General features: G+C 68.5%; 21 protein-coding genes. 11 read left to right on the top strand and 10 right to left on the bottom strand.

The features are described 5' to 3' along the window. Window positions 1–2 precede the first annotated feature (2 nt). Window positions 3–878, bottom strand: a complete 876-nt coding sequence (locus PVT71_RS10895) for a LysR family transcriptional regulator ArgP (RefSeq protein ID WP_353471808.1) — start codon at window positions 876–878, stop codon at window positions 3–5. A gap of 93 nt (window positions 879–971) precedes the next feature. Between PVT71_RS10895 and PVT71_RS10900 the strand changes: the two genes are divergently transcribed. The 5 genes from PVT71_RS10900 (at window position 972) to PVT71_RS10920 (ending at window position 4,006) form a co-directional block, all read left to right on the top strand. Then, window positions 972–1,571, top strand: coding sequence for a LysE/ArgO family amino acid transporter (locus tag PVT71_RS10900; RefSeq protein WP_353471809.1), 600 nt, complete (start codon window positions 972–974; stop codon window positions 1,569–1,571). A 45-nt stretch (window positions 1,572–1,616) separates the two neighbouring features. Further along, a complete protein-coding gene (locus tag PVT71_RS10905) occupies window positions 1,617–2,516 on the top strand; it encodes a DMT family transporter (RefSeq protein ID WP_353471810.1) in 900 nt (299 codons plus the stop codon). A 131-nt stretch (window positions 2,517–2,647) separates the two neighbouring features. Then, window positions 2,648–2,845 carry a hypothetical protein gene (locus tag PVT71_RS10910; protein ID WP_353471811.1) on the top strand — a complete coding sequence of 66 codons (198 nt, stop codon included), beginning with the start codon at window positions 2,648–2,650 and terminating at the stop codon, window positions 2,843–2,845. Between the two features lie 194 nt (window positions 2,846–3,039). Then, window positions 3,040–3,651 (top strand): thermonuclease family protein, encoded by a 612-nt coding sequence (locus tag PVT71_RS10915; protein WP_353471812.1) that lies wholly within the window; start codon window positions 3,040–3,042, stop codon window positions 3,649–3,651. Between the two features lie 97 nt (window positions 3,652–3,748). After that, the gene (locus tag PVT71_RS10920) at window positions 3,749–4,006 is read left to right on the top strand and encodes a DUF465 domain-containing protein (RefSeq protein WP_353471813.1); all 258 of its coding nucleotides are present in this window, start codon (window positions 3,749–3,751) and stop codon (window positions 4,004–4,006) included. On the opposite strand, the gene PVT71_RS10925 is transcribed toward PVT71_RS10920, so the two are convergent. Continuing rightward, on the bottom strand, window positions 4,003–4,521 hold the full coding sequence (locus PVT71_RS10925; RefSeq protein WP_353471814.1) for a glutathione peroxidase: 519 nt from the start codon (window positions 4,519–4,521) through the stop codon (window positions 4,003–4,005). The genes PVT71_RS10920 and PVT71_RS10925 overlap by 4 nt on opposite strands. 160 nt (window positions 4,522–4,681) lie before the next feature. Between PVT71_RS10925 and PVT71_RS10930 the strand changes: the two genes are divergently transcribed. After that, complete coding sequence (locus PVT71_RS10930; RefSeq protein ID WP_353471815.1) at window positions 4,682–4,951, top strand: DksA/TraR family C4-type zinc finger protein; 270 nt, start codon at window positions 4,682–4,684, stop codon at window positions 4,949–4,951. Here the strand turns inward: PVT71_RS10930 and PVT71_RS10935 are convergent. From PVT71_RS10935 to PVT71_RS10965, 7 genes are all read right to left on the bottom strand, one after another. After that, a complete protein-coding gene (locus PVT71_RS10935) occupies window positions 4,944–5,261 on the bottom strand; it encodes a hypothetical protein (RefSeq protein WP_353471816.1) in 318 nt (105 codons plus the stop codon). The genes PVT71_RS10930 and PVT71_RS10935 overlap by 8 nt on opposite strands. A gap of 93 nt (window positions 5,262–5,354) precedes the next feature. Further along, complete coding sequence (locus tag PVT71_RS10940; protein ID WP_353471817.1) at window positions 5,355–7,169, bottom strand: M3 family oligoendopeptidase; 1,815 nt, start codon at window positions 7,167–7,169, stop codon at window positions 5,355–5,357. A gap of 179 nt (window positions 7,170–7,348) precedes the next feature. Then, window positions 7,349–9,643, bottom strand: a complete 2,295-nt coding sequence (locus PVT71_RS10945; RefSeq protein ID WP_353471818.1) for an arginine/lysine/ornithine decarboxylase — start codon at window positions 9,641–9,643, stop codon at window positions 7,349–7,351. A gap of 204 nt (window positions 9,644–9,847) precedes the next feature. Next, the gene (locus PVT71_RS10950) at window positions 9,848–11,440 is read right to left on the bottom strand and encodes an ATP-dependent DNA ligase (protein WP_353471819.1); all 1,593 of its coding nucleotides are present in this window, start codon (window positions 11,438–11,440) and stop codon (window positions 9,848–9,850) included. Continuing rightward, the gene (locus tag PVT71_RS10955; RefSeq protein ID WP_353471820.1) at window positions 11,437–12,453 is read right to left on the bottom strand and encodes a ligase-associated DNA damage response exonuclease; all 1,017 of its coding nucleotides are present in this window, start codon (window positions 12,451–12,453) and stop codon (window positions 11,437–11,439) included. Before PVT71_RS10955 ends, PVT71_RS10950 begins: the two co-directional genes overlap by 4 nt. A gap of 38 nt (window positions 12,454–12,491) precedes the next feature. Beyond that, entirely contained in the window at window positions 12,492–13,460 is a 969-nt protein-coding gene (locus tag PVT71_RS10960) for an alpha/beta hydrolase (protein WP_353471821.1), read from the bottom strand. Continuing rightward, entirely contained in the window at window positions 13,460–13,750 is a 291-nt protein-coding gene (locus PVT71_RS10965) for an SCP2 sterol-binding domain-containing protein (RefSeq protein WP_353471822.1), read from the bottom strand. The genes PVT71_RS10960 and PVT71_RS10965 overlap by 1 nt, the downstream gene beginning before the upstream one ends. A 77-nt stretch (window positions 13,751–13,827) precedes the next feature. Here PVT71_RS10965 and PVT71_RS10970 point away from each other — a divergent pair, with 77 nt between their 5' ends. The 5 genes from PVT71_RS10970 (at window position 13,828) to PVT71_RS10990 (ending at window position 19,062) form a co-directional block, all read left to right on the top strand. Continuing rightward, on the top strand, window positions 13,828–14,379 hold the full coding sequence (locus PVT71_RS10970) for a hypothetical protein (protein WP_353471823.1): 552 nt from the start codon (window positions 13,828–13,830) through the stop codon (window positions 14,377–14,379). Window positions 14,380–14,456: 77 nt separating this feature from the next. Beyond that, window positions 14,457–17,468: a helicase-related protein gene (locus PVT71_RS10975; RefSeq protein WP_353471824.1), complete on the top strand. Its 3,012-nt coding sequence runs from the start codon at window positions 14,457–14,459 to the stop codon at window positions 17,466–17,468. Window positions 17,469–17,480: 12 nt separating this feature from the next. After that, the gene (locus PVT71_RS10980; RefSeq protein WP_353471825.1) at window positions 17,481–17,864 is read left to right on the top strand and encodes an RNA-binding S4 domain-containing protein; all 384 of its coding nucleotides are present in this window, start codon (window positions 17,481–17,483) and stop codon (window positions 17,862–17,864) included. Between the two features lie 49 nt (window positions 17,865–17,913). Next, entirely contained in the window at window positions 17,914–18,252 is a 339-nt protein-coding gene (gene fdxA, locus PVT71_RS10985) for a ferredoxin FdxA (RefSeq protein WP_353471826.1), read from the top strand. A 300-nt stretch (window positions 18,253–18,552) separates the two neighbouring features. Beyond that, window positions 18,553–19,062 (top strand): CarD family transcriptional regulator, encoded by a 510-nt coding sequence (locus PVT71_RS10990; RefSeq protein WP_353471827.1) that lies wholly within the window; start codon window positions 18,553–18,555, stop codon window positions 19,060–19,062. Between the two features lie 85 nt (window positions 19,063–19,147). On the opposite strand, the gene PVT71_RS10995 is transcribed toward PVT71_RS10990, so the two are convergent. Further along, window positions 19,148–20,464 (bottom strand): NAD(P)/FAD-dependent oxidoreductase, encoded by a 1,317-nt coding sequence (locus tag PVT71_RS10995; RefSeq protein ID WP_353471828.1) that lies wholly within the window; start codon window positions 20,462–20,464, stop codon window positions 19,148–19,150. Between the last annotated feature and the right edge of the window lie 21 nt (window positions 20,465–20,485).

Genomic DNA, 20,485 nt, shown 5'->3' on the forward strand with positions numbered 1-20,485 from the left:
GTTCAGCCGGGCAGCAGCGCCTGCCGCGCCGCGGCCCGCACAGCGCGGGTCAGCGGGGCAAGCGCGCCCGACACCAGCCGGTTCACCTGCCAGGTGAGCGCAAGGTCCTCGGGCTCCTCCGGCAGCATTGCCACCAGCGCGCCCGAGGCGAGCAGGGGCGCGGCGAGGCTCTCGGGGTTGAGGCACCAGCCGAGCCCCAGCCGCGCCGCGTCGAGAAAGCCCTGCGTCGAGGGCAGGCGGTGGCTGGTCGGATGCAGCGCCTTGCCGGTCACCCGCCGCAGCCAGTGGTGCTGCAGCACGTCCTTGCCGTCGAACTGCACCAGCGGCGCGGTGGCGAGCGCCTCGGGCGTCACGCCCCCGGCGAAGTGCCGGGCGTGGAACTCCGGCGCGCAGGTCGCCACGTAGCGCATCCGCCCGAGCGGCACCGCGTCGCAGCCCTGCACCGGCCGGGCGTGATCGGTGATCGCCGCCGAGACCTCGCCCCGCCGCAGCCAGTCGGCCGAGAAGGCCTGATCGTCGAGCACGATCTCGTAGAGCAGGTCGAGCCCCGCCAGCGCGGGCAGGAACCACGTGCCGAGACTGTCGGCATTGACCGCCAGCCGCAGCCGCGCCTGCGGGGCGGGCTGGCCGAGATCGCGCGCCAGCGCCGCCTCGAGCAGCGCCACCTCCGACGCGTGGCGCGCCAGCCGCGCCCCGGCAGGGGTCGCTGTGCAGGGCGCAGCGCGGATCACCAGCGCCGCCCCCGCGCGGTCCTCGAGCGCCTTGATCCGCTGGGAAATCGCCGAGGGGGTGACCGACAGCGCCCGCGCCGCCGCGTCGAAGCTGCCAAGGCGCAGGACGGCGTCGAGCGCCGCGAGCTGGGAAGGATCGTACTGCATTAGCGCATCTTAATCAGGATGAAACTCTTTAACTAGTCTTTCTCTCGCGCCGCGTGATAGCCCGGCCTCCGGACCAAGGAACGGAGACGGACAATGCAGGCAGCGGTGGCGGGATTTGCGCTGGGACTTTCGCTGATCGTGGCGATCGGGGCGCAGAACGTCTTCGTGCTGCGGCAGGGGCTGCGTCGCGAGCACGTGCTGCCGGTGGTGCTGGTCTGCGCGATCTCGGACGCGGTGCTGATCGCCGCCGGGGTGGCGGGTTTCGGCATGCTGGCCGCGCAGCTGCCGGGGCTCGAGACGGTGATGCGCTGGCTCGGCGCGGGGTTCCTCGCCTGGTACGGCGCGCGGGCGCTGCGCTCGGCGGTGCGCGGCGGCGAGGCGCTGCGGGCCGGGGACGCAGCCGGGCAGGTCTCGCTGCGCCGCGCGTTGCTGACCTGCCTCGCGCTCACATGGCTCAACCCGCATGTCTACCTCGACACGGTGATGCTGCTCGGGGCGATCTCGGCGCAATACGACAGCCGGGCGCTCTTCGGCCTCGGCGCGGCGGCGGCCTCGGGGGTCTTCTTCTTCGCGCTCGGATACGGCGCGCGGCTGCTGGGGCCGGTCTTCGCGCGGCCCGTCGCCTGGCGCGTGCTGGACCTCGGGATCGGGCTCACCATGTGGCTCATCGCGGCGAAACTGCTGCTTGGCTGAGCGACGGGCCTTGCACTGGTCGTCAGGGGCGCTACCAAAGCCATCATGAGCACGACGCACGCGAACCCGGTCCGGGGCATCCTCTTCATGGTCGTCACGGGGCTTTGCTTCGTCGGCGTCACGGTGACAGTCAAGATCCTCGGAGGCCGGGTCCCGGCGGCGGAGTCGGCGTTCCTGCGCTACTTCTTCGGCCTCGTCTTCCTGATCCCGGCGTGGAACCAGCTGCGCGCGCTGCGCATGACCCGGCGCCAGTGGAGCCTCTCGGCGGTGCGCGGCGCGGCGCAGACGCTGGGGGTGATCTGCTGGTTCTTCGCCATGTCGCGCATCCCGCTCGCCGAGGTCACGGCAATGAACTACCTCACCCCGATCTACGTGACCGTTCTGGCGGTGTTCGTGCTGCGCGAGCGGCTGGCGATGCGCCGGATCCTCGCCATCGTCGCGGCCCTCGGCGGGGCGCTGCTGATCCTGCGGCCGGGGTTCCGCGAACTCGATCCGGGGCATTTCGCCATGCTCGGCACCTCGCTGATGTTCGCCATCTCCTACCTCATCGCCAAGATCATCACCGACGAGCTCTCGCCCGCGATCGCGCTGGCGCTGCTGTCGATCTCGGTGACGCTGGGGCTGCTGCCCTTCGCGCTGGCGGTCTGGGTCTGGCCGAGCTGGGGCGACGTGGCGATCCTGATGACCACCGCCGCCTTTGCCACCGCCGGGCACTACGCCATGGTGCTCGCCTTCGCCAGCGCGCCGGTCACCGTGACGCAGCCGGTGACCTTCCTGCAGCTGGTCTGGTCGGTCGCGATCGGGGCGCTGTTCTTCGCCGAGCCGGTCGATCCCTTCGTGGTCGGCGGCGGGCTGGTGATCATCGGCTCGGTGCTCTTCATCACGCTGCGCGAGGCGATGCTGAAGCGGCGGGTCACGCCGTCGGGACCCGAGACCAAGTTCTGACCCGGGAGCGGAGGCGGGCACGGGAAACAGATCGTTTCCCGTCCATGAAAAATCCCCGACCGCATCGCATTTCGGCCTCATTCCCGGGCGAGGGTTTCCCCCAGTGAAACAGTTTGACCGGGTGAGTAACCATGTTTGCCAACAACCATCTGACCGAGAACCTCGACGAGATCCGCGCCTTCCTGCTCGATGAGCGCCGCAAGTCGCTGTCCGAGACCGAATGGCGCTTCCGCATGAAGGGCTACGGCTACCAGCTGCGCCGGACCACCGGCGGCGTTGAGGTCTCGCGCCTGCCGCAGAACCGTCTTCTCGGCACGCTCGACGCCTGACCCGTACGGGCGTGGCGCGCGGCGCACGCATTAACAAAGATTAAGCTCCCTGCCTTGCGCTCGCCGTCGGGCGCAGTGAAATTGGCCTGATGATCAGGCTTTGTTCACGCTTTGTAAGCGTTTCATTCATCATCGTTTCCCTTGCGTCACCCTTGGGTGGCCTGGGAGTCCCTTCCGCGAGCGCGGCGCAACCGGTGATCTCCGGCACCCTCCGGGTGATCGACGGCGACACGTTCGACGTGGGCGACGTGCGCGTGCGGCTCTTCGGGGTCGACGCGCCCGAGAAGGACCAGACCTGCCGCGACAAGGCGCGCGCCAACTGGCCTTGCGGCGCCTGGGTGACGCAGGAGGTCCGCAGCCGCTACGAGGGCAAGCGCGCCCGCTGCGAGCGGGTGGACACCGACCGCTACGGCCGCGCCGTGGCGCGCTGCTCGGTCGGCGGGCAGGACATCGGCCGCGCGCTGGTGACCGACGGGCTCGCCTTCGCCTACCGCGACTACTCGATGGATTACGACCTCGACGAGAAGGGCGCCGTGGTGCGCGGCGTCGGGCTGCATGGCGCGCAGGTGCAGCGCCCGGCGGAGTACCGCGCCGAGACCCGCCGCGCCGCCAATGCCGCCGCGCTCGAGGAGGCGCCACAGGGCTGCGTCATCAAGGGCAACATCAACTCCAAGGGCGCGCGCATCTACCACATGCCCGGGCAGCAGCATTACGGGCCCACGCGCATCGACGAGAGCGAGGGCGAGCGCTGGTTCTGCTCCGAGGCCGAGGCCCGCAAGGCCGGTTGGCGCAAGGCGCGCCAATGATCCGCCGCTGACCGCGCGGCAGGTTGATCCGGATCAAGGTGGGGGGCTGCGGCGCATGCCAAGACAAGGGCAAGACACGTAAAAGGAGGCACACGCCATGTCCCACGTTCCGCACGCCCTCGCCGAGGAATTCCCGCAATTCGCCGCGCGCATCTCGGCGCTGAAGCAGCAGGGCGGGCATTTCGCCACGCTGGCCGAGCGCTACTACGAGGTGAACCGCGAGGTGCACGGCGCCGAGTCCGGGCTCACCCCGATGGACGGGCTGGCCGAGGCCGAACTGCGCAAGAAACGCGCCGCGCTGAAGGACGAGATCTACGCCCTCCTGGTGGCGGATGCCGAGGGCATCGAGGGTTAATCGAGCAGCGGCTCGATTGTCCCGGTGATCGGCTCGGACAGGGGCAGCGTGGTGCTGCCCCACCCGGCGACGAACTCGCCCTCGGGGCCGATCAGCACCTTGTTGAAGTTCCACGAGGGGGCAAAGCCCTCCTCCTCGGCCAGCTCCCGGTAGAAGGGATGCGCCTCGGCCCCGGTCACATGGGTGATCGTGGTCATCGGCAGGTCGAGATCGAAGTTGATCTCGCAGAAATCCTTCACCTCGGCCTCGCTCCCCAGCTCCTGCCTGAAATCGTTCGACGGCACCGCCAGCACCACCAGCCCGCGCGCGCGGTAGCGGTCGTAGAGCGCCTGCAGCCCGTCATATTGCGGCGTGAAGCCGCAGCGCGAGGCGGTGTTGACCACCAGCACCGGCCTGCCGCGCCAGCTTTCCAGGTCCAGGTTCCCGCCGTCGATCGACTCGAAGACCGTGGTCTCCGAGGCAAGGGCGGGCAGGGCACAGGTGGCAAGCACGGCAACGAGAGAGAGGGCACGCATGGGAGGACTCCTTTGCGTTCACAGATAGTCTCGCCCGCGTGAAGTCAACGTCGCGTGACCTTGCGGAAAGCGCGCCCCGGTTGTGCGAAAATGCATCGCCCTGAATCCGCTTGGAGCTTTGCCACCCCGCGCCTATCTTCAGGGATCAGGAGGTGACGCCATGGCCGGAGGCTGGAGCCGCGACGGAGCGGTGCAGGAGCAGATCGAGGACAGCATCAAGGACGAGCTGTCCCGGATGCAGGCGCGCAGGCGCCCGGTGGGCGAGAGCGCGACCCATTGCGCCGAATGCGACGAACCGATCCCCGAGAAGCGCCGCGTGGCGATCCCGGGCGTGAAGCTCTGCATCGACTGCCAGCAGGAGCGCGACGGCGTCTACCAGGCGCGCGGCGGCATCAACCGGCGCGGCTCGAAGGACAGCCAGCTCAAGTAAGCTCGTCGTCCCCGGGATCCGTGGGGTCGCGGTCCGGATTGTCGCGCCGCCGCAGCGCCCTGCCACGCTCGAGGCCGCGCCGGTAGAGCGGCATCACGTCTAGCATCGCCACGGCAAACCCGAGCGGCAGCATCCAGAAGCCGAGGATCGGCAGGAAGCCGAGGATCCCGCCGCAGATCAGCAAGAGCCCCAGCACGAGCCGCAGCCCGGGTGGCACGCGCCGCCGCACGTGCACGAGAAAGCGCTGCATGCGCGCCTTGATCGTGCGCTTCACGCGCGGCTGTGTCGGCTCTTGCTGCGGCGGGGGCATGAGGCGGATCCTTCTCGGGCCTCGGGAATGGTATTCTGAAAGGGGATTTTGAAAAGGGTGAGGGCGGACGCCGCAGCGCCCGCCCCCGCAAGGTCAGTCTTCCATCGCCTCGAGCTCGTCGATGAAGCCCTCGATCATCGACAGGCCCTTGTCCCAGAACTTCGGGTCGGTGGCGTCGAGGCCGAAGGGCTCGAGCAGCGCCTTGTGGTGCTTCGAGCCGCCCGCCTTCAGCATGTCGAAATACTTGTCCTGGAAGCCCTCGGGGTTGGCCTCGTACTCGGCGTAGAGCGCGTTCACCAGCCCGTCGCCGAAGGCATAGGCGTAGACGTAGAAGGGCGAGTGCACGAAATGCGGGATATAGGCCCAGAAGGTCTCGTAGCCCGGCATGAAGTCGAAGGCCTCGCCGAGGCTCTGCGCCTGCACCGACATCCAGAGCACGTTGATGTCCTCGGGGGTCAGCTCGCCGGCGCGCCGCGCCTCGTGCAGCTTGCACTCGAAGTCGTAGAAGGCGATCTGCCGCACCACGGTGTTGATCATGTCCTCGACCTTGCCGGCGAGCATGACCTTGCGCTCCTTCTGGTCCTTGGCCTTGGCCAGCATGGTGCGGAAGGTCAGCATCTCGCCAAACACCGAGGCGGTCTCGGCCAGCGTCAGCGGCGTCGAGGCCAGCATCTCGCCCTGGCCCGCCGCCAGCACCTGGTGCACGCCGTGGCCGAGCTCATGCGCCAGCGTCATCACGTCGCGCGGCTTGCCGAGGTAGTTCAGCAGCACGTAGGGATGCGCGTCGGTCACCGTGGGATGGGCAAAGGCGCCGGGCGCCTTGCCGGGCTTGGCGGCGGCGTCGATCCAGCCCTTCGTGAAGAAGGGCTCGGCGATCTCGGCCATGCGCGGATCGAAGCTGCCATAGGCCTCCATGACCACGGTCTCGGCCTCGTCCCAGCCGACGATGCGGTCGCTCTCCATCGGCAGCGGCGCGTTGCGGTCCCAGACCTGCATGCGGTCGAGCCCGAGCCACTTGCGCTTCAGCTCGTAATAGCGGTGCGACAGGCGCGGGTAGGCGGCGACCACGGCGTTGCGCAGCGCCTCGACCACCTCGGGCTCGACGTCGTTGGCAAGGTGCCGCGCGTGCTGCGCCGAGGGCATCTTGCGCCAGCGGTCCATCACTTCCTTCTCCTTGGCCTGGGTGTTGTGCACCCGGGCAAAGGTCTTGATGTTCTCGCCGAAGACCCGCGCCAGCTCGTGCGCCGCCGCCTCGCGCTTCGACCGGTCCTGCTCGGTCAGCAGGTTGAGCGTGCTCTCGATGCTCATCTCCTCGCCGTCCACCTCGAAGGTGAGTCCGGCGATGGTCTCGTCGAAGAGCCGCTCCCAGGCGTCGCCGACGACGCCCATGTCGTGCAGGAAATGCTCCATCTCGTCCGACAGCTGGTGCGGCTTCATCGCGCGGATGCGGTCGAAGGCGGGCTTGTAGCGGCCGAGCTCGGCATCGGCGGCGAAGAGCCCGTCGAGCAGGTCATCGTCGAGCCGGTTCAGCTCGAGCGTGAAGAACACCAGCGGGGTGGTGTAGTTGGTGATCTTCTCCTGGCAGTCCGACAGGAACTTTGCGCGCTCGGCGTCGATGGTCAGCTGGTAGTAGCGCAGCCCCGCAAAGGACATGATGCGCCCGCCCACCGCCTCGATCTTCTCGTGGCGGCGGATCATCTCGAGGAAGCCGGCGGCGTCGAGCGTGCCGAGTTTGCCCTCGTAATCGGTCGCGAAGCGCGCGCAGGCGTCCTCGAGCCAGTCGAGGTCCCGCTTGACCTCGGGCGCGTCGGGCGCGGGATAGAGATCACTCAGATCCCATTCCGGCAGATCGCCCAGGTTCTTGCCCCCGGCGGCGGCATGCGCATCAAAAACGGGCCGAACGGTCATCGCGTCTCTCCTTGTTCTCGTTGTTGCAGGACAGGTAAGGGCCTGCCCCCCGCAGGTTCAAGGGCAAAGCGCGGCGCCGCCCCCGTTCCTTCCATATGTCCCAAATATCCCGGGGTGAGGCGCGCAGCGCCGAGGGGCAGAGCCCCTCCCTTGCTGCGCGCCGCCGGGACGCCGGTGTCTCACTCGGCCACGCAGTCGGCGAAATACTCCACCGTGCCGTCCGGCATCTCCTCCTGCACGAGCCCGTGGATGTCGGTCTCGAAGCCGGGGCAGGCCCGCGCGAACTCGCGGTTGAAGCGCAGGTAGTCGACGATGCGCTTGTTGAACACCTCGCCCGGGATGAGCAGCGGGATGCCCGGCGGGTAGGGGGTCACGAGCGAGGTGGTGATCCGCCCCTCGAGGTTGTCGATCGGCACGCGCTGCGTGGTGCGGCGCGCGATGTGCGAGAAGGCCTCGCCGGGGTTCATCGCCGGGGTGAGGTCCGAGAGGTAAATCTCGGTGGTCAGCCGCGCCACGTCGTACTTGGCGTATTGCGTGTGCACGTGCTGGCAGAGGTCCTTGAGCCCCATGCGCTCGTAGCGGCGGTGCTTGGCGCAGAACTCGGGCATCGAGCGCCACATCGGCTGGTTCTTCGCGTAGTCGTCCTTGAACTGCTGCAGCGCGGTCAGGAGCGTGTTCCAGCGGCCCTTGGTGATGCCGATGGTGAACATGATGAAGAAGCTGTAGAGCCCGGTCTTCTCCACCACCACGCCGTGCTCGGCGAGGTACTTGGTGACGATCGAGGCGGGGATGCCCCACTCCTCGAAGCGGCCGTCGAGGTTGAGGCCGGGGGTGATGATCGTCGCCTTGATCGGGTCGAGCATGTTGAAGCCCGGCGCCATGTCGCCGAAGCCGTGCCAGCTGTCGGTGCCGCTGGTCTCGACGCCCTCGGCATCGGTCTTCTTCAGCACCCAGTCGCGGGTCCGGCCCATACCGTCGCTGTTGTGGTCGAAGTCCTCGGGGCCCCAGACCTGGAACCACCAGTCATCCGCGCCGTATTCCTCGTCGACCTTGCGCATGGCGCGGCGGAAGTCGAGCGCCTCGACGATGCTCTCCTCGACCAGCGCGGTGCCGCCCGGCGGCTCCATCATCGCCGCGGCCACGTCGCAGGAGGCGATGATGCTGTACTGCGGGCTCGTCGAGGTGTGCATCAGGTACGCCTCGTTGAACAGGTGCCGGTCGAGCTTGGTCTCCTCGCTGTCCTGCACCAGCACGTGGCTCGCCTGCGAAATGCCGGCCAGCAGCTTGTGCACCGACTGGGTCGCGTAGGTCAGCGACTTGCGGGTACGGCCGCGCTTGCGGCCCATGGCGTGGTAGGAGCCGTAGAACGGGTGGAAGGCCGCGTGCGGCAGCCAGGCCTCGTCGAAGTGCAGGTTCTCGACGTAGCCGTCGAGCAGGCCCTTGATCTCCTCGGTGTTGTAGAGGACCCCGTCATAGGTCGACTGGGTCAGCGTCAGGATGCGCGGCTTCACCGTGTCGGCATCGACGTGCTGCAACAGCGGGTTGGCGCGGATCTTGGCCTTGATGCTCTCGATCTCGAACTCGCTGCGCTGGATCGGGCCGATGATGCCCCAGTTGTTGCGCGTGGGCTTCAGGAACACCGGGATCGCCCCGGTCATGATGATCGAGTGCAGGATCGACTTGTGGCAGTTGCGGTCCACCAGCACCACGTCACCCGGCGCCACGCTGTGGTGCCAGACCATCTTGTTCGAGGTCGAGGTGCCATTGGTCACGAAGAAGCAGTGATCGGCGTTGAAGATGCGCGCGGCGTTGCGCTCGGACTCGCCGATGGCGCCGTTGTGGTCCAGGAGCTGGCCGAGTTCCTCGACCGCGTTGCAGACGTCGGCGCGCAGCATGTTCTCGCCGTAGAACTGGTGGTACATCTGGCCGATCGGCGACTTGAGGAACGCGACGCCGCCCGAGTGGCCGGGGCAGTGCCACGAGTAGGAGCCGTCCTCGGCATAGTCGAGCAGCGCCTTGAAGAACGGCGGCTGGATGCCCTCGAGATAGCCCTTGGCCTCGCGGATGATGTGCTTGGCGACGAACTCGGGCGTATCCTCGAACATGTGGATGAAGCCGTGCAGCTCGCGCAGGATGTCGTTGGGCAGGTGCCGCGAGGTCTTGGTCTCGCCGTAGATGTAGATCGGCACGTCCTCGTTCTTCCAGCGCAGCTCCTCGATGAAGTTGCGCAGGTTCAGCACGGCGGGGTCGAGCTCGGGCCCGGGCGAGAATTCCTCGTCATCGATCGACAGCACGAAGGCGCTGGCACGGGACTGCTGCTGGGCGAACTGCGACAGGTCGCCGTAGCTGGTCACGCCGAGCACCTCGAACCCCTCGCTCTCTATCGCTTCGGCAAGCGCGCGGATGCCGAGGCCCGAGCTGTTCTCGGAGCGGAAATCTTCGTCGATGATCACGATGGGGAAGCGGAACTTCATTCTTGTCTCCAACCGGGTGTCTTTCGTTGGGTGTCTGTTCGGTCGCCGAGGCCTTTGGCCCCTGTTCCGGGCGGGTCGTCGAGGCTGACAAATCAGCCCTATAATGATCGGATGTTTCTTTCTTTTGAACCCGGCCCCGTCAAGGGGGCGCGGAACGGCAAGTCGGCGGGAAAACGCGCGACGCGGGCGCGGCGCGAAGGGCTCTCAACCATAGGTGTGCAGCAGCGATTTCAGCCCCTCCAGCGTGTCGATCTCGTCCACCGGCTTGTCACGGCGCCAGCGCGCCATGCGCGGGAAACGCAGCGCGATGCCGGACTTGTGGCGCGGGCTTTCCTGTATGCCCTCGAAGGCGATCTCGAAGACCAGCTTGGGCGTCACCTGCCGCACCGGGCCGAAGCGCTGCTGGGTGTTGCGCCGCACCCAGTGGGTGATCTCGTCGAATTCCGCGTCGGTGAGGCCGGAATAGGCCTTGGCGAAGGGCACCAGCCCGTTGCCGTCGCGCACGGCGAAGGTGAAGTCGGTGAAGAGGTTGGCGCGCCGCCCATGGCCCTGCTGGGCGTAGATCATCACCGCGTCGACGCTGAGCGGGTCGAGCTTCCACTTCCACCACTCGCCGCGCCGCCGCCCGCCAAGGTAGGCAGACTCCCGGTGCTTGAGCATCAGCCCCTCGGCGCGTTGGGCGCGGGCATCGGCGCGGCGTTCGGCGAGCGCGGTCCAGTCGGCCTGCGTCAGCAGCGGCGAGGGGGTCACGGCGGCATCCTCGGGCAGGCCGCCGAGCAGCGCCTCGAGCCGGGCGCGGCGCTCGGACAGGGGCAGGGCGCGGATGTCCTCGCCCTCGTGTTCCAGCAGGTCATAGGCCAGCATCCGCACCGGCGCCTCGGCCAGCAGTTTCTTCGGCACGGTCTTGCGGCCGATGCGCGGCTGCAACTGTGCGAAGGGCAGCGGCGCGCCGTCCCTCCACGCGAGGATCTCGCCGTCGAGCACCGTGCCCGGCGGCAGGAAATCCGGCGTGCGGGCGAATTCCGGGAACCGGTCGGTGATCAGCTCCTCGCCGCGCGACCAGAGGTGATGCGCGCCGCCGCGCAGGATCAGCTGGCCGCGGATGCCGTCCCATTTCCACTCCGCCAGCCAGTCGGCGGGATCGCCCAGCGTCTCCGCCCCGCTCTCGAGCGGCGAGGCGAGGCAGAAGGGGTAGGGGCGGCTCTCGTCCTCGCGCGCGTCCTCCTCGGCGGTCAGTTGCTCCCAGCTGGTCTCCTCGGGCTGCCATTGCCCCATCAGGCGCAGCGCCATAGCGGGCTCGTCCACGCCGGTCGCCTCGGCCAGCGCGCGGGTCATCAGCTTGCGGCTGATGCCGATGCGGAAGCCGCCGGTGATCAGCTTGTTGAACAGGAACCGCTCGGCCGGGTCGAGCTGGTCCCAGGCATCCAGCACCGCCGCCTTGCGCGCCTCGGGCTCCAGCTCTGCCAGCCCCTTCACCACGTCTATCCACTCGGCAAGGTCGCGGTCCTGCGCCGCGCCGGGCGGGGGCAGGATCAGCGCGATGGTCTCGGCGAGATCGCCGACGATGGGATAGCTTTCCTCGAAGAGCCAGAGCGGGATGCCGGCCCGCTCGGCCGCCCATTCGCGCAGCAGCGTGGTGGTCACCGTGCGCTTCGGACGGCGGCCCGAGAAGAGCGCCACGGCCCAGAGCCGGTCAGCCTCGGGTGCCTCTCGGAAGAACGCGGCCAGAGCGGCGGTTTTCTCTGAAGTTCTCGTGGTTTGGTCGAGGTTGGTGAAGAGGCGCGCGAAGTCCTTCATGCGGCGTCTCCACTTTGCGTGGCCGCGTCCTCGTCGCCGCCGAACTCGGTGGGCACCGGGGTGGCGTCGTAGCCCTCGCTGCGCAGGTACTGCGCGAAGATGTCGACGTAACCATGCGTGGGATATATCTTTTCTGCGCCGGTTTCCTTGATGGCGCGCAGCAGCGCGGGCCAGTCGGCGTGGTCCGAGATGACGAAGCCGCGCTGCACCCCGCGCCGCCGCCGCACGCCGCGCAGACGCATCCAGCCCGAGGCGAACCCGGTCTCGGCGGGCCCGAATTTCCGCGCCCATGAGGAACCGAAGGCCGAGGGCGGCGCGACCACCATCGGCGCGGGATGCGCCTTGCGGTCGAAGTCCGGGGTCACCGGCACGGTCGCGCAGGAGAAGGCTCCCGCCGCGCGCAGCACCGCGTTGCTGCCCTCGACCGCGCCATGGGTGAGGATCGGGCCGATCTCCGGGTCGAGCATCGAGATGAGCCGCTGCGCCTTGCCGAGGCTGTAGGCCCCCAGCAGCGAGGCGCGCCCGGCGTCGCGGTTGGCGCGCCACCAGGCGTTGATCTCGCCCGCCACCTCGGCCTGAGGCTGCCAGCGGAACACCGGCAGGCCGAAGGTGCACTCGGTGATGAAGGCGTGGCAGCGCACCGGCTCGAAGGGCTCGCTCAGCCCGTCTGCTTCGAGCTTGTAGTCGCCCGAGACCACCCAGACCTCGCCGCCGACCTCCACCCGCACCTGCGCCGAGCCCGGCACGTGCCCGGCGGGGTGGAAGCTGACCGTGGCGCCGCCGATCCGCAGCCTTTCGCCAAAGCCCAGCTCCTGCACCTCGACCCCCAGCCGGTGGCGGATCATCGCGGCGGTGAGGGGCGTGGCGAGGTAGGCGCCGTGGCCGGGGCGGGCGTGGTCGGAATGCGCATGGGTGATCAGCGCCCGCGGCACGGGGCGCCACGGGTCGATGTAGACATCCGCCGCGGGGCAGTGGATGCCGCGCTCGGTGAAGCTGAGGACCGGATCCGCCATGGGGCGGAAGGATAGGGCGCGCGGCGGGCGCGGCCAGTTCAGGCGCGCGCCTGCGCCTCCGCCGCCTCGGCCCCGGAACGGAAATGCGCGACGAGCTGCGAGACGATGCGGCCGCGCGTCACCATGTCCTCCATCAGCACCTCGTGCTCGCCGCCCTGGATCATCTCGAGCCTGCCGCCGGGCCAGCTGGCCATGCGCGCGCGGATGCGGGTGGGGTCGATCACCCGCTCGTTGCTGCCGAGGTACGTGAGGCAGGGCACGTCGGGCGCGCGCAGGCGCGAGAGCGACAGGCATTCGGCCAGCGCCTCGTGCAGCCAGCGCAGCGAGGGGCCGCCAAGCTGCAGCTCGGGCACCTCGGTCACCTGCCGCAGCATGTAGTCCCAGCTGGCGCGGTCGGTGGTCAGCACGTTGCCCTCGAAGGCGGTGCGGGCGAGGTAGCTGCCGGGGCCGGTCGAGGGGGCGTAGAAATGCCCCATGCCCATGCGCGCGCCGGACCAGCTCAGCGCCCAGGCGGCGGGGCGCACCGGGCCGAAGAAGCGGATGCCCCACATCGGCGCGGTGAAGCCGGCGGCGGCCACCGGCAGGCCGCGGGTCAGCGCGCGCAGCCCGATCGCGCCGCCCATGGAATGGGCAAGAAGGTGCAGCGGGCGCGGCAGGTCCAGCATGTCCACCGCGTCGAGCAGCGCCGCCACGTCCTGCTGGTAGTCGGCGAAAAGGTGCACGTGACCGGTGCGCGCATCCTCGAGCATCCGGTCGGCAAGCCCCTGTCCGCGCCAGTCGATGGTCAGCACGTGAAAGCCGCGCGCCGCGAAGTCGCGGGCGACATGGCCGTATTTCTCGACGTATTCGGTCCGGCCGGGGAAGAGCAGCACCGTGCCCTCCGCCTCGTCGGGGCCGGGGTAATGGGCGATGCGCAGCCGCAGCCCGTCCGCCGCGCGGATCCAGAAGGCGCGGGCCCCCTCGGGGCCACCCGCCAGCTCGGCATGGAAGGGGGCGGCGTCCAGCATCAGGCCAGCGTTCCCGCCAGCCGCATCGCCGCGCCCATGTCGCCGTCCACCTTGAGCTTGCCGGTCATGAAGGCGGTGGTGGGGTTCTTCTCGCCCTCGATGATGGCGCGGAAGGTCTCGGTATCGGCGGTCAGCGTGACGTCGGCCGGATCGTCGCCGACCCGGGCGCCGCTCTCGTCGACGATCAGGCTGCCCTTGCCCTCGATGACGAACTTGGCCACCCCGGCGAATCCCCTGCCGTCCAGCTTCTTGTTCAGCGCGGCGACCGCCGCCTTGACCGTTTCGCTCATGTGCCCGGCACTCCTCACGAATTCCTGTGCTGGCAAAGCGCCAGCTGTGGGTTACACTTCCCTCTATGAGCAACCTCTTGCGCGAATTCAAATCTAGAACGGCAGCGGCGCTGGCCCTAGTCACGTTTTCCCTACCCGTCGCGGCGCACGCGGACCGGGCCGAGGAACTGCTGGCCGAGCTCGCAGGGGCCACCAGCCCCGAGATCGCCGACCGGGCGGAGCGGGATCTCTTCAACGAATGGTCGAAATCCGGCTCCCCGGCGATGGACCTGCTGCTCAAACGCGGCCGCGACGCGCTCGAGGTGAGCGATTTCCAGACCGCCATCGAGCACCTGACCGCGCTCACCGACCACGCGCCCGACTTCGCCGAGGGCTGGAGCGCGCTGGCGCTGGCCTATTACGCCGCCGACGCGCTCGGCCCGGCGATGGATGCGCTCGAACACACGCTGGCGCTCAACCCGAACCATTTCGGCGCGCTGCAGGGCGTGGGCGCGATCCACGAGGAGCTGGGCGATCTTGATCTTGCCTACCGCGCCTATTCGCGGGTAGTTGAGCTTCGGCCCTTTGACAGCGATGTCACCGAGGCGATCGAACGGCTCGAGACGCGGGTGAACGGCGTTTCGCTCTGAGGCACCGGCGCAAGGCCCGGGCGGGCTGACCCCGCCCCGGGACCAAGACCGGAAGTGGAAAGACAAGGCCCCCTCCCATGGCCCAAAGCGCACGGATCGCGGCCGTCCTCGGCCCGACCAACACAGGCAAGACCCACTACGCCATCGAACGGATGCTGGCGCACAGGACCGGCATGATCGGCCTGCCGCTGCGCCTGCTCGCGCGCGAGGTCTACGACAAGGTCGTGGCGGCGCGCGGCCCCTCGGTGGCGGCGCTGGTCACCGGCGAGGAGCGCATCGTCCCGCCCCGCGCGCAGTACTGGATCTGCACCGTCGAGGCGATGCCCGAGGGCATGGGCTGCGATTTCGTGGCGATCGACGAGATCCAGCTCTGCGCCGATCCCGAGCGCGGCCATGTCTTCACCGACCGGCTGCTCAGGATGCGCGGCCTGCACGAGACGCTGTTCCTCGGCTCGGACACCATGCGCGGGCCGATCTCGCAGCTGGTCAAGGGCGTCGAGTTCATGCGCCGCGACCGGATGAGCCAGCTCTTCTACTCGGGCTCGAAGAAGATTTCCCGGATGCCGCCGCGCAGCGCCATCGTCGGCTTCTCGGTCGACAACGTCTATGCCATCGCCGAGCTGATCCGCCGCACCAAGGGCGGGGCGGCGGTGGTCATGGGAGCGCTCAGCCCGCGCACCCGCAACGCGCAGGTCGACCTCTACCAGAACGGCGACGTGGATTACCTCGTGGCCACCGACGCGATCGGCATGGGGCTCAACCTCGACGTCGATCACGTGGCGTTCTCCTCGCTGACCAAGTTCGACGGGCGGCGGATGCGCGAATTGCAGCCGAACGAGCTGGCGCAGATCGCCGGCCGCGCGGGGCGGGGGATGCGCGACGGCTCCTTCGGCACCACCGGCGAGGCCGGGCAGATCCCCGAGGAATGGGTCGAGGCGATCACCAGCCACAGCTTCACCCCGCTCAGGAAGCTCAACTGGCGCAATCCGCAGCTGAACTTCGGCTCGCCCGAGGCGCTGATCGACTCGCTCGAGCGCGCGCCGGACGACCCCAGCCTCGTCCGGGCGCGCGAGGCGGACGACCTGATGACGCTGAAATCGCTGAATTCACAGGCGGAGGTCCGCGCAAGGGCGTCGGATCCGGCCTCGGTCAAACTGCTTTGGGACGTCTGCCGTATTCCCGATTTCCGCGGGATCAGCCATAATGAGCACGCGGCGCTGCTGCAGGTGATCTACCAGCACCTGCACGAGCGCGGAGAAATCCCGCGCGACTTCATGGCGCGGCAGGTCAAGCGGATCGACCGGACCGACGGCGACATCGATACGTTGTCGAAACGTCTGGCATTTATCCGCACTTGGACTTACGTGGCGCAACGCAACGGTTGGGTCGATGACGAAAGCCATTGGCGCGAAGCAACCCGCGCGGTAGAAGATGCCCTGTCCGACGCGCTGCACGCGCGTCTCACGCAAAGATTTGTTGACCGGCGCACATCAGTGCTGATGCGGCGGTTGAAGCAGAAGGAGGCCCTCTTGGCCGAGGTGAACGAGAACGGAGAAGTGACCGTCGAAGGCGAATTCGTCGGTCGGCTCGAAGGGTTCCGCTTCCGGCAGGATGCCGGCGCGACGGGACAGGAAGCCAAGACGCTGAAATCGGCGTCGATGCAGGCGCTGGCGCCGCATTTCCACCTGCGGGCGGATCGCTTCTACAACGCGCCCGATACCGAGATCGACTTCACCGAGCAGGGTGGCCTCATGTGGGGCGACCAGGCCGTGGGCAAGCTGGTCAAGGGCGACGACCCCCTCAAACCGCGCATCGCGGTCTTCGTCGATGACGAGGCCGGCGCGGACGTGGCGCAGAAGGTCGAACGCCGTCTGCAGCATTTCATCGACCGCAAGGTCGCGGCGCTGTTCGAGCCCCTGCTCGCCATGCAGCGCGACGAGGCGCTGACCGGGCTCGCCCGCGGCTTCGCCTTCCGCCTGATCGAATCGATGGGCATCATCCCGCGCGGCCAGGTGGCCGACGAGGTGAAGCAGCTCGACCAGGACTCGCGCGGCGCGCTGCGCAAGCACGGCGTGCGTTTCGGCCAGTACACGATCTTCATGCCGCTGCTGCTCAAGCCCGCGCCGACGCGCCTGCGGCTGGTGCTGTGGTCGCTGTCGAACGATCTCGACACCTTCCCCGAGGCGCCGCCGCCGGGCCTGGTGACCGTGCCGAACATCCGCGAGGTGCCGATGGCGCATTACACCCTGTCGGGCTACCGCCCGGCCGGTGAGCGCGCGATCCGCATCGACATGCTCGAGCGTCTCGCCGACATGCTGCGCAGCGAGGACAGCCGCGGCGGCTTCGAGGCCAAGGCCGACATGCTGTCGATCACCGGCATGACGCTGGAGCAGTTCTCGGACCTGATGCAGGGCCTCGGCTACCGTGCCGAGAAGGGCGAGCGCAGCAAGGTGCGCGCGGCCGACAAGGTGCTGACCGAGAGCTCCGAGCCCTCGGGCATCCCGGGCGAGGACGAGCCGGTCTTCGACGCCGCGCAGGAAGAAGAGGCGACCCCCGCCGCGATGGCCGACCCGGCCGAAGCGCCCGAGGCCGCCGACCTGGTCGCCGGCTCCGAGGGCATCGACGACGAGGGCATCGCCCCGATCGCCGAGACCCCGGACGCGGTGGAGGTTGACGACAACATCCCCGAGGCCGATGACACCGACCTGCTGCCGGGCGATGCCCCGGACGCGGCGCTGGCCGGGCCCGAGACCGAGGTGTTCTACACCTTCACCTGGGCCGGCAACCGCGGCGCACGCGGCGGACGCCAGGGCGGCCGCGACGGCGCGCGTGACGGGGCCCGCGAGGGTGGCCGTGACGGCGGGCGCGAAGGTGGCCGCGAGGGCGGTCGCCAGGCACGCGGCGGCGGCAAGGGTGGTCCCAAGGCGGGCGGCGGCAAGCCGCGCGGCAAGGGCGGCCCCAAGGGTGGTGGCCCCAAGGGCGCTCCGAAAGGTCCCAAGACCTTCGAGTCCCGTCCCGAGAAGAAGGACCGGATCGATCCGGACAACCCCTTCGCGGCGGCACTCATGGGCTTCAAGGGCAAGTCCTGAGGCGCATCGCGCGTGGCTGAGCAGATCCAGAAGATCCGCATCGACAAGTGGCTCTGGCAGGCCCGCTTCTTCAAGACGCGGGGCCTGTCGGCCAAGGCGGTCTCGGCGGGTCTGCGGGTCAACGGTCTGAACGTCTCGAAACCGGCCTTCAACGTGGGGCCGGGGGACGTGCTGACCTTCAGCCAGGCGCGCCAGGTGCGCGTGATCAAGGTCGTGGCGCTGGGATTGCGCCGCGGCCCGGCGCCCGAGGCGCAGCAGCTCTACGAGGATCTTGATCCTCCGCAGCCCAGATCCGAGGACGACGTTCCGCCGGTGATGCGGCTGGAAGGCAATTCTCGTCCGACCAAGCGGGACCGCAGGAAACTCGATCTTGATCGCGGTCGGGCGCTTGAATGATCGCGTTTGCTGGTCTAGCTAAGCGCTTATCAGCCTTTGAGAGACAGCAATGACCTACGTCGTCACCGAGAATTGTATCGCCTGCAAATACACCGATTGCGTGGAAGTCTGCCCGGTGGACTGTTTCTACGAGGGCGAGAACACGCTGGTCATCCATCCCGACGAATGCATCGACTGCGGCGTCTGCGAGCCGGAATGCCCGGCTGACGCGATCCGCCCGGACACCGAGCCGGACATGGAGAAATGGGTCGAGTTCAACCGCAAGTACGCGGAACTCTGGCCGGTGATCATCACCAAGAAGGACCCGCTGCCCGGCGCCGAAGAGCGCGACGGCGAGGCCGACAAGCTGAACAAGTACTTCTCCGAAGCCCCCGGCGAGGGCGACTGAGACCACCCGGCGCGGGGCGCGATTCGTGCCCGCCGCGCCGGATCTCGCACCCGGGGGCGTGTTTTTCCCCGTAACATATTGGTTTAGAAAAACATCTTTCCGGCCCGGGCGCTCCTAGGAAAGACGTTCATTTTGTGCTATGTTCTGCGCCACTCATGTTGAAACCATGCACACATGGCCGGGTCGGTCTGCACCCCGGGGGTTAAGCTCGTCGCGTAAAACGGACGAACGGAATGCATCGCATCCCGTCCGTCTTTCTGTCGCGTGTGCTCAAGGTTTCGCTGCTAAGGACGCTGTTGGATGACCAAGACCAAGAAGAACGAATTCCGCCCGAATGATTACGTGGTCTACCCGGCCCATGGCGTGGGTCAGATCATGTCGATCGAAGAGCAGGAAATCGCCGGCATCAAGCTGGAGCTTTTCGTGATCTCCTTCGAAAAGGACAAGATGACGCTGCGGGTCCCGACCCACAAGGCGACCGAGATCGGCATGCGCTCGCTGTCCTCCCCGGACGTGGTGAGCCAGGCGATGAAGACTCTCAAGGGCAAGGCCAAGGTGAAACGCGCCATGTGGTCCCGCCGTGCCCAGGAATACGAACAGAAGATCAATTCCGGCGACCTGATCGCCATCGCGGAAGTGGTGCGCGACCTGCACCGCGCCGATGACCAGCGCGAGCAGAGCTATTCCGAGCGTCAGCTCTACGAAGCCGCGCTCGAGCGCCTGACCCGCGAAGTGGCCGCCGTGACCGGTGGCGACGAAGTGGCAGCCGCCCGCCAGGTGGACGAGGTGCTGGGCCTGCGCGCCGCCTGAGCGCGCCGCACCGGACCAACAGGAAAGGGCTGTCCCCGCGGGGACAGCCCTTTTTTCATGCCCGCTCGATGACGCGGGGCCGTGCTCAGTGCAGCTTCAGCTTGGGCCGGATGCGGCTCGAGGCGCCGCCGAGCAGGGCGCTCATCGTGGCGCGCCAGGGGCCCAGCACCGACTTGCGGTGCAGGAAGTGCAGCGAGCGGTAGGCGCGCCGCGCCAGCCAGCCCTCGATGGTGATCGTGCCGATCGCCTTGCCCATCAGCGAGCCCACCGCGCCCTCGTTGCTGATCGCCACCAGCGAGCCGTGGTCGGCATAGGAGAACTCCTTCAGCGGCTTGCCGGTGACCTGCGCCACGATCTGCCGCTCCATGAACTCGGCCTGCTGCGTGGCGACCTGCGCGCGCGGCGGCAGCGAGGTCTCCTTGGCCGGCCAGGGACAGTCGGCGCAGTCGCCGAGGGCGTAGATGTGATCGTCGGCAAGCGTCTGCAGGGTGGGGCGCACCCTCAGGCGGCCGAGGCTGCCGGTCTCGAACCCCTCGAGCTGGCCGATGACCTCGGGCGCGCGTACGCCTGCGGCCCAGACCGTCAGGTTCGAGGCAAGCTGCGTGCCGTCGCCGAAGACCACCGCGCCGGGCTCGATCCGGGCGACGCGGGCGCCGGTCATCACGTCGATGTGCAGCTCGCGCAGGTGGCGCGCAACCTTGGCCGAGATCGTCTCGGGCAGGGCGCTGAGGACGCGCGGGGAGGCCTCGATCAGGCGGATGCTCACCGCGTCGGGGCGGCGCACCTTGTGGATGCCGTTGCGGGCGAACTGCCCGGCGGCCTCGCGCAGCTCGGCGGCGAGTTCCACCCCGGTGGCACCGGCGCCGATGATGGTCAGTTCCAGCTTCTCGGTCTGCGGGCCGAGCGCGCCGGTCTGGAAGCGCAGGAAGAGGTTCAGCAGCTCGGCCTGCAGGCGCTTGGCCTGCGCGGGCGTGTCGAGCATCATGCAGTTCTCGGCGACGCCGGGGATGCCGAAGTCGTTCGAGCGGCTGCCGATCGCCAGCACGAGGATGTCGTAGGGCAGCGAGCGCTTCGGCGCGAGCGGGCGGTTGGCGGGGTCGTTCACCGCCTGCAGCTCCACCAGCCGCTTCTCGCGGTCGATGCCGGTGAACCGGCCGAGGCGGAAGTTGTACTCGTTGCGGTGCGAGTGCTCGAGAAGGCTGATCTCCTCGTCGAAGCCCTTGGTGCCGGCGGCGAACTCGTGCAGCGACGGCTTCCACATGTGCGAGAGGTTCTCGTCGACGAGGGTGATCTCGGCCTTGCCGGCATGGCCGAGGCGGCGGCTGAGGCGGGTCGCGAGGTTCAGCCCGGCGGTGCCGGCGCCGACGATGACGATCTGGGGGGGCTTGGTGGCTTGAGGCATGGTCGAGGCTATTCGCATCTG

The organism is Salipiger sp. H15, assembly GCF_040409955.1.
Taxonomy (GTDB): Bacteria; Pseudomonadota; Alphaproteobacteria; order Rhodobacterales; family Rhodobacteraceae; genus Salipiger.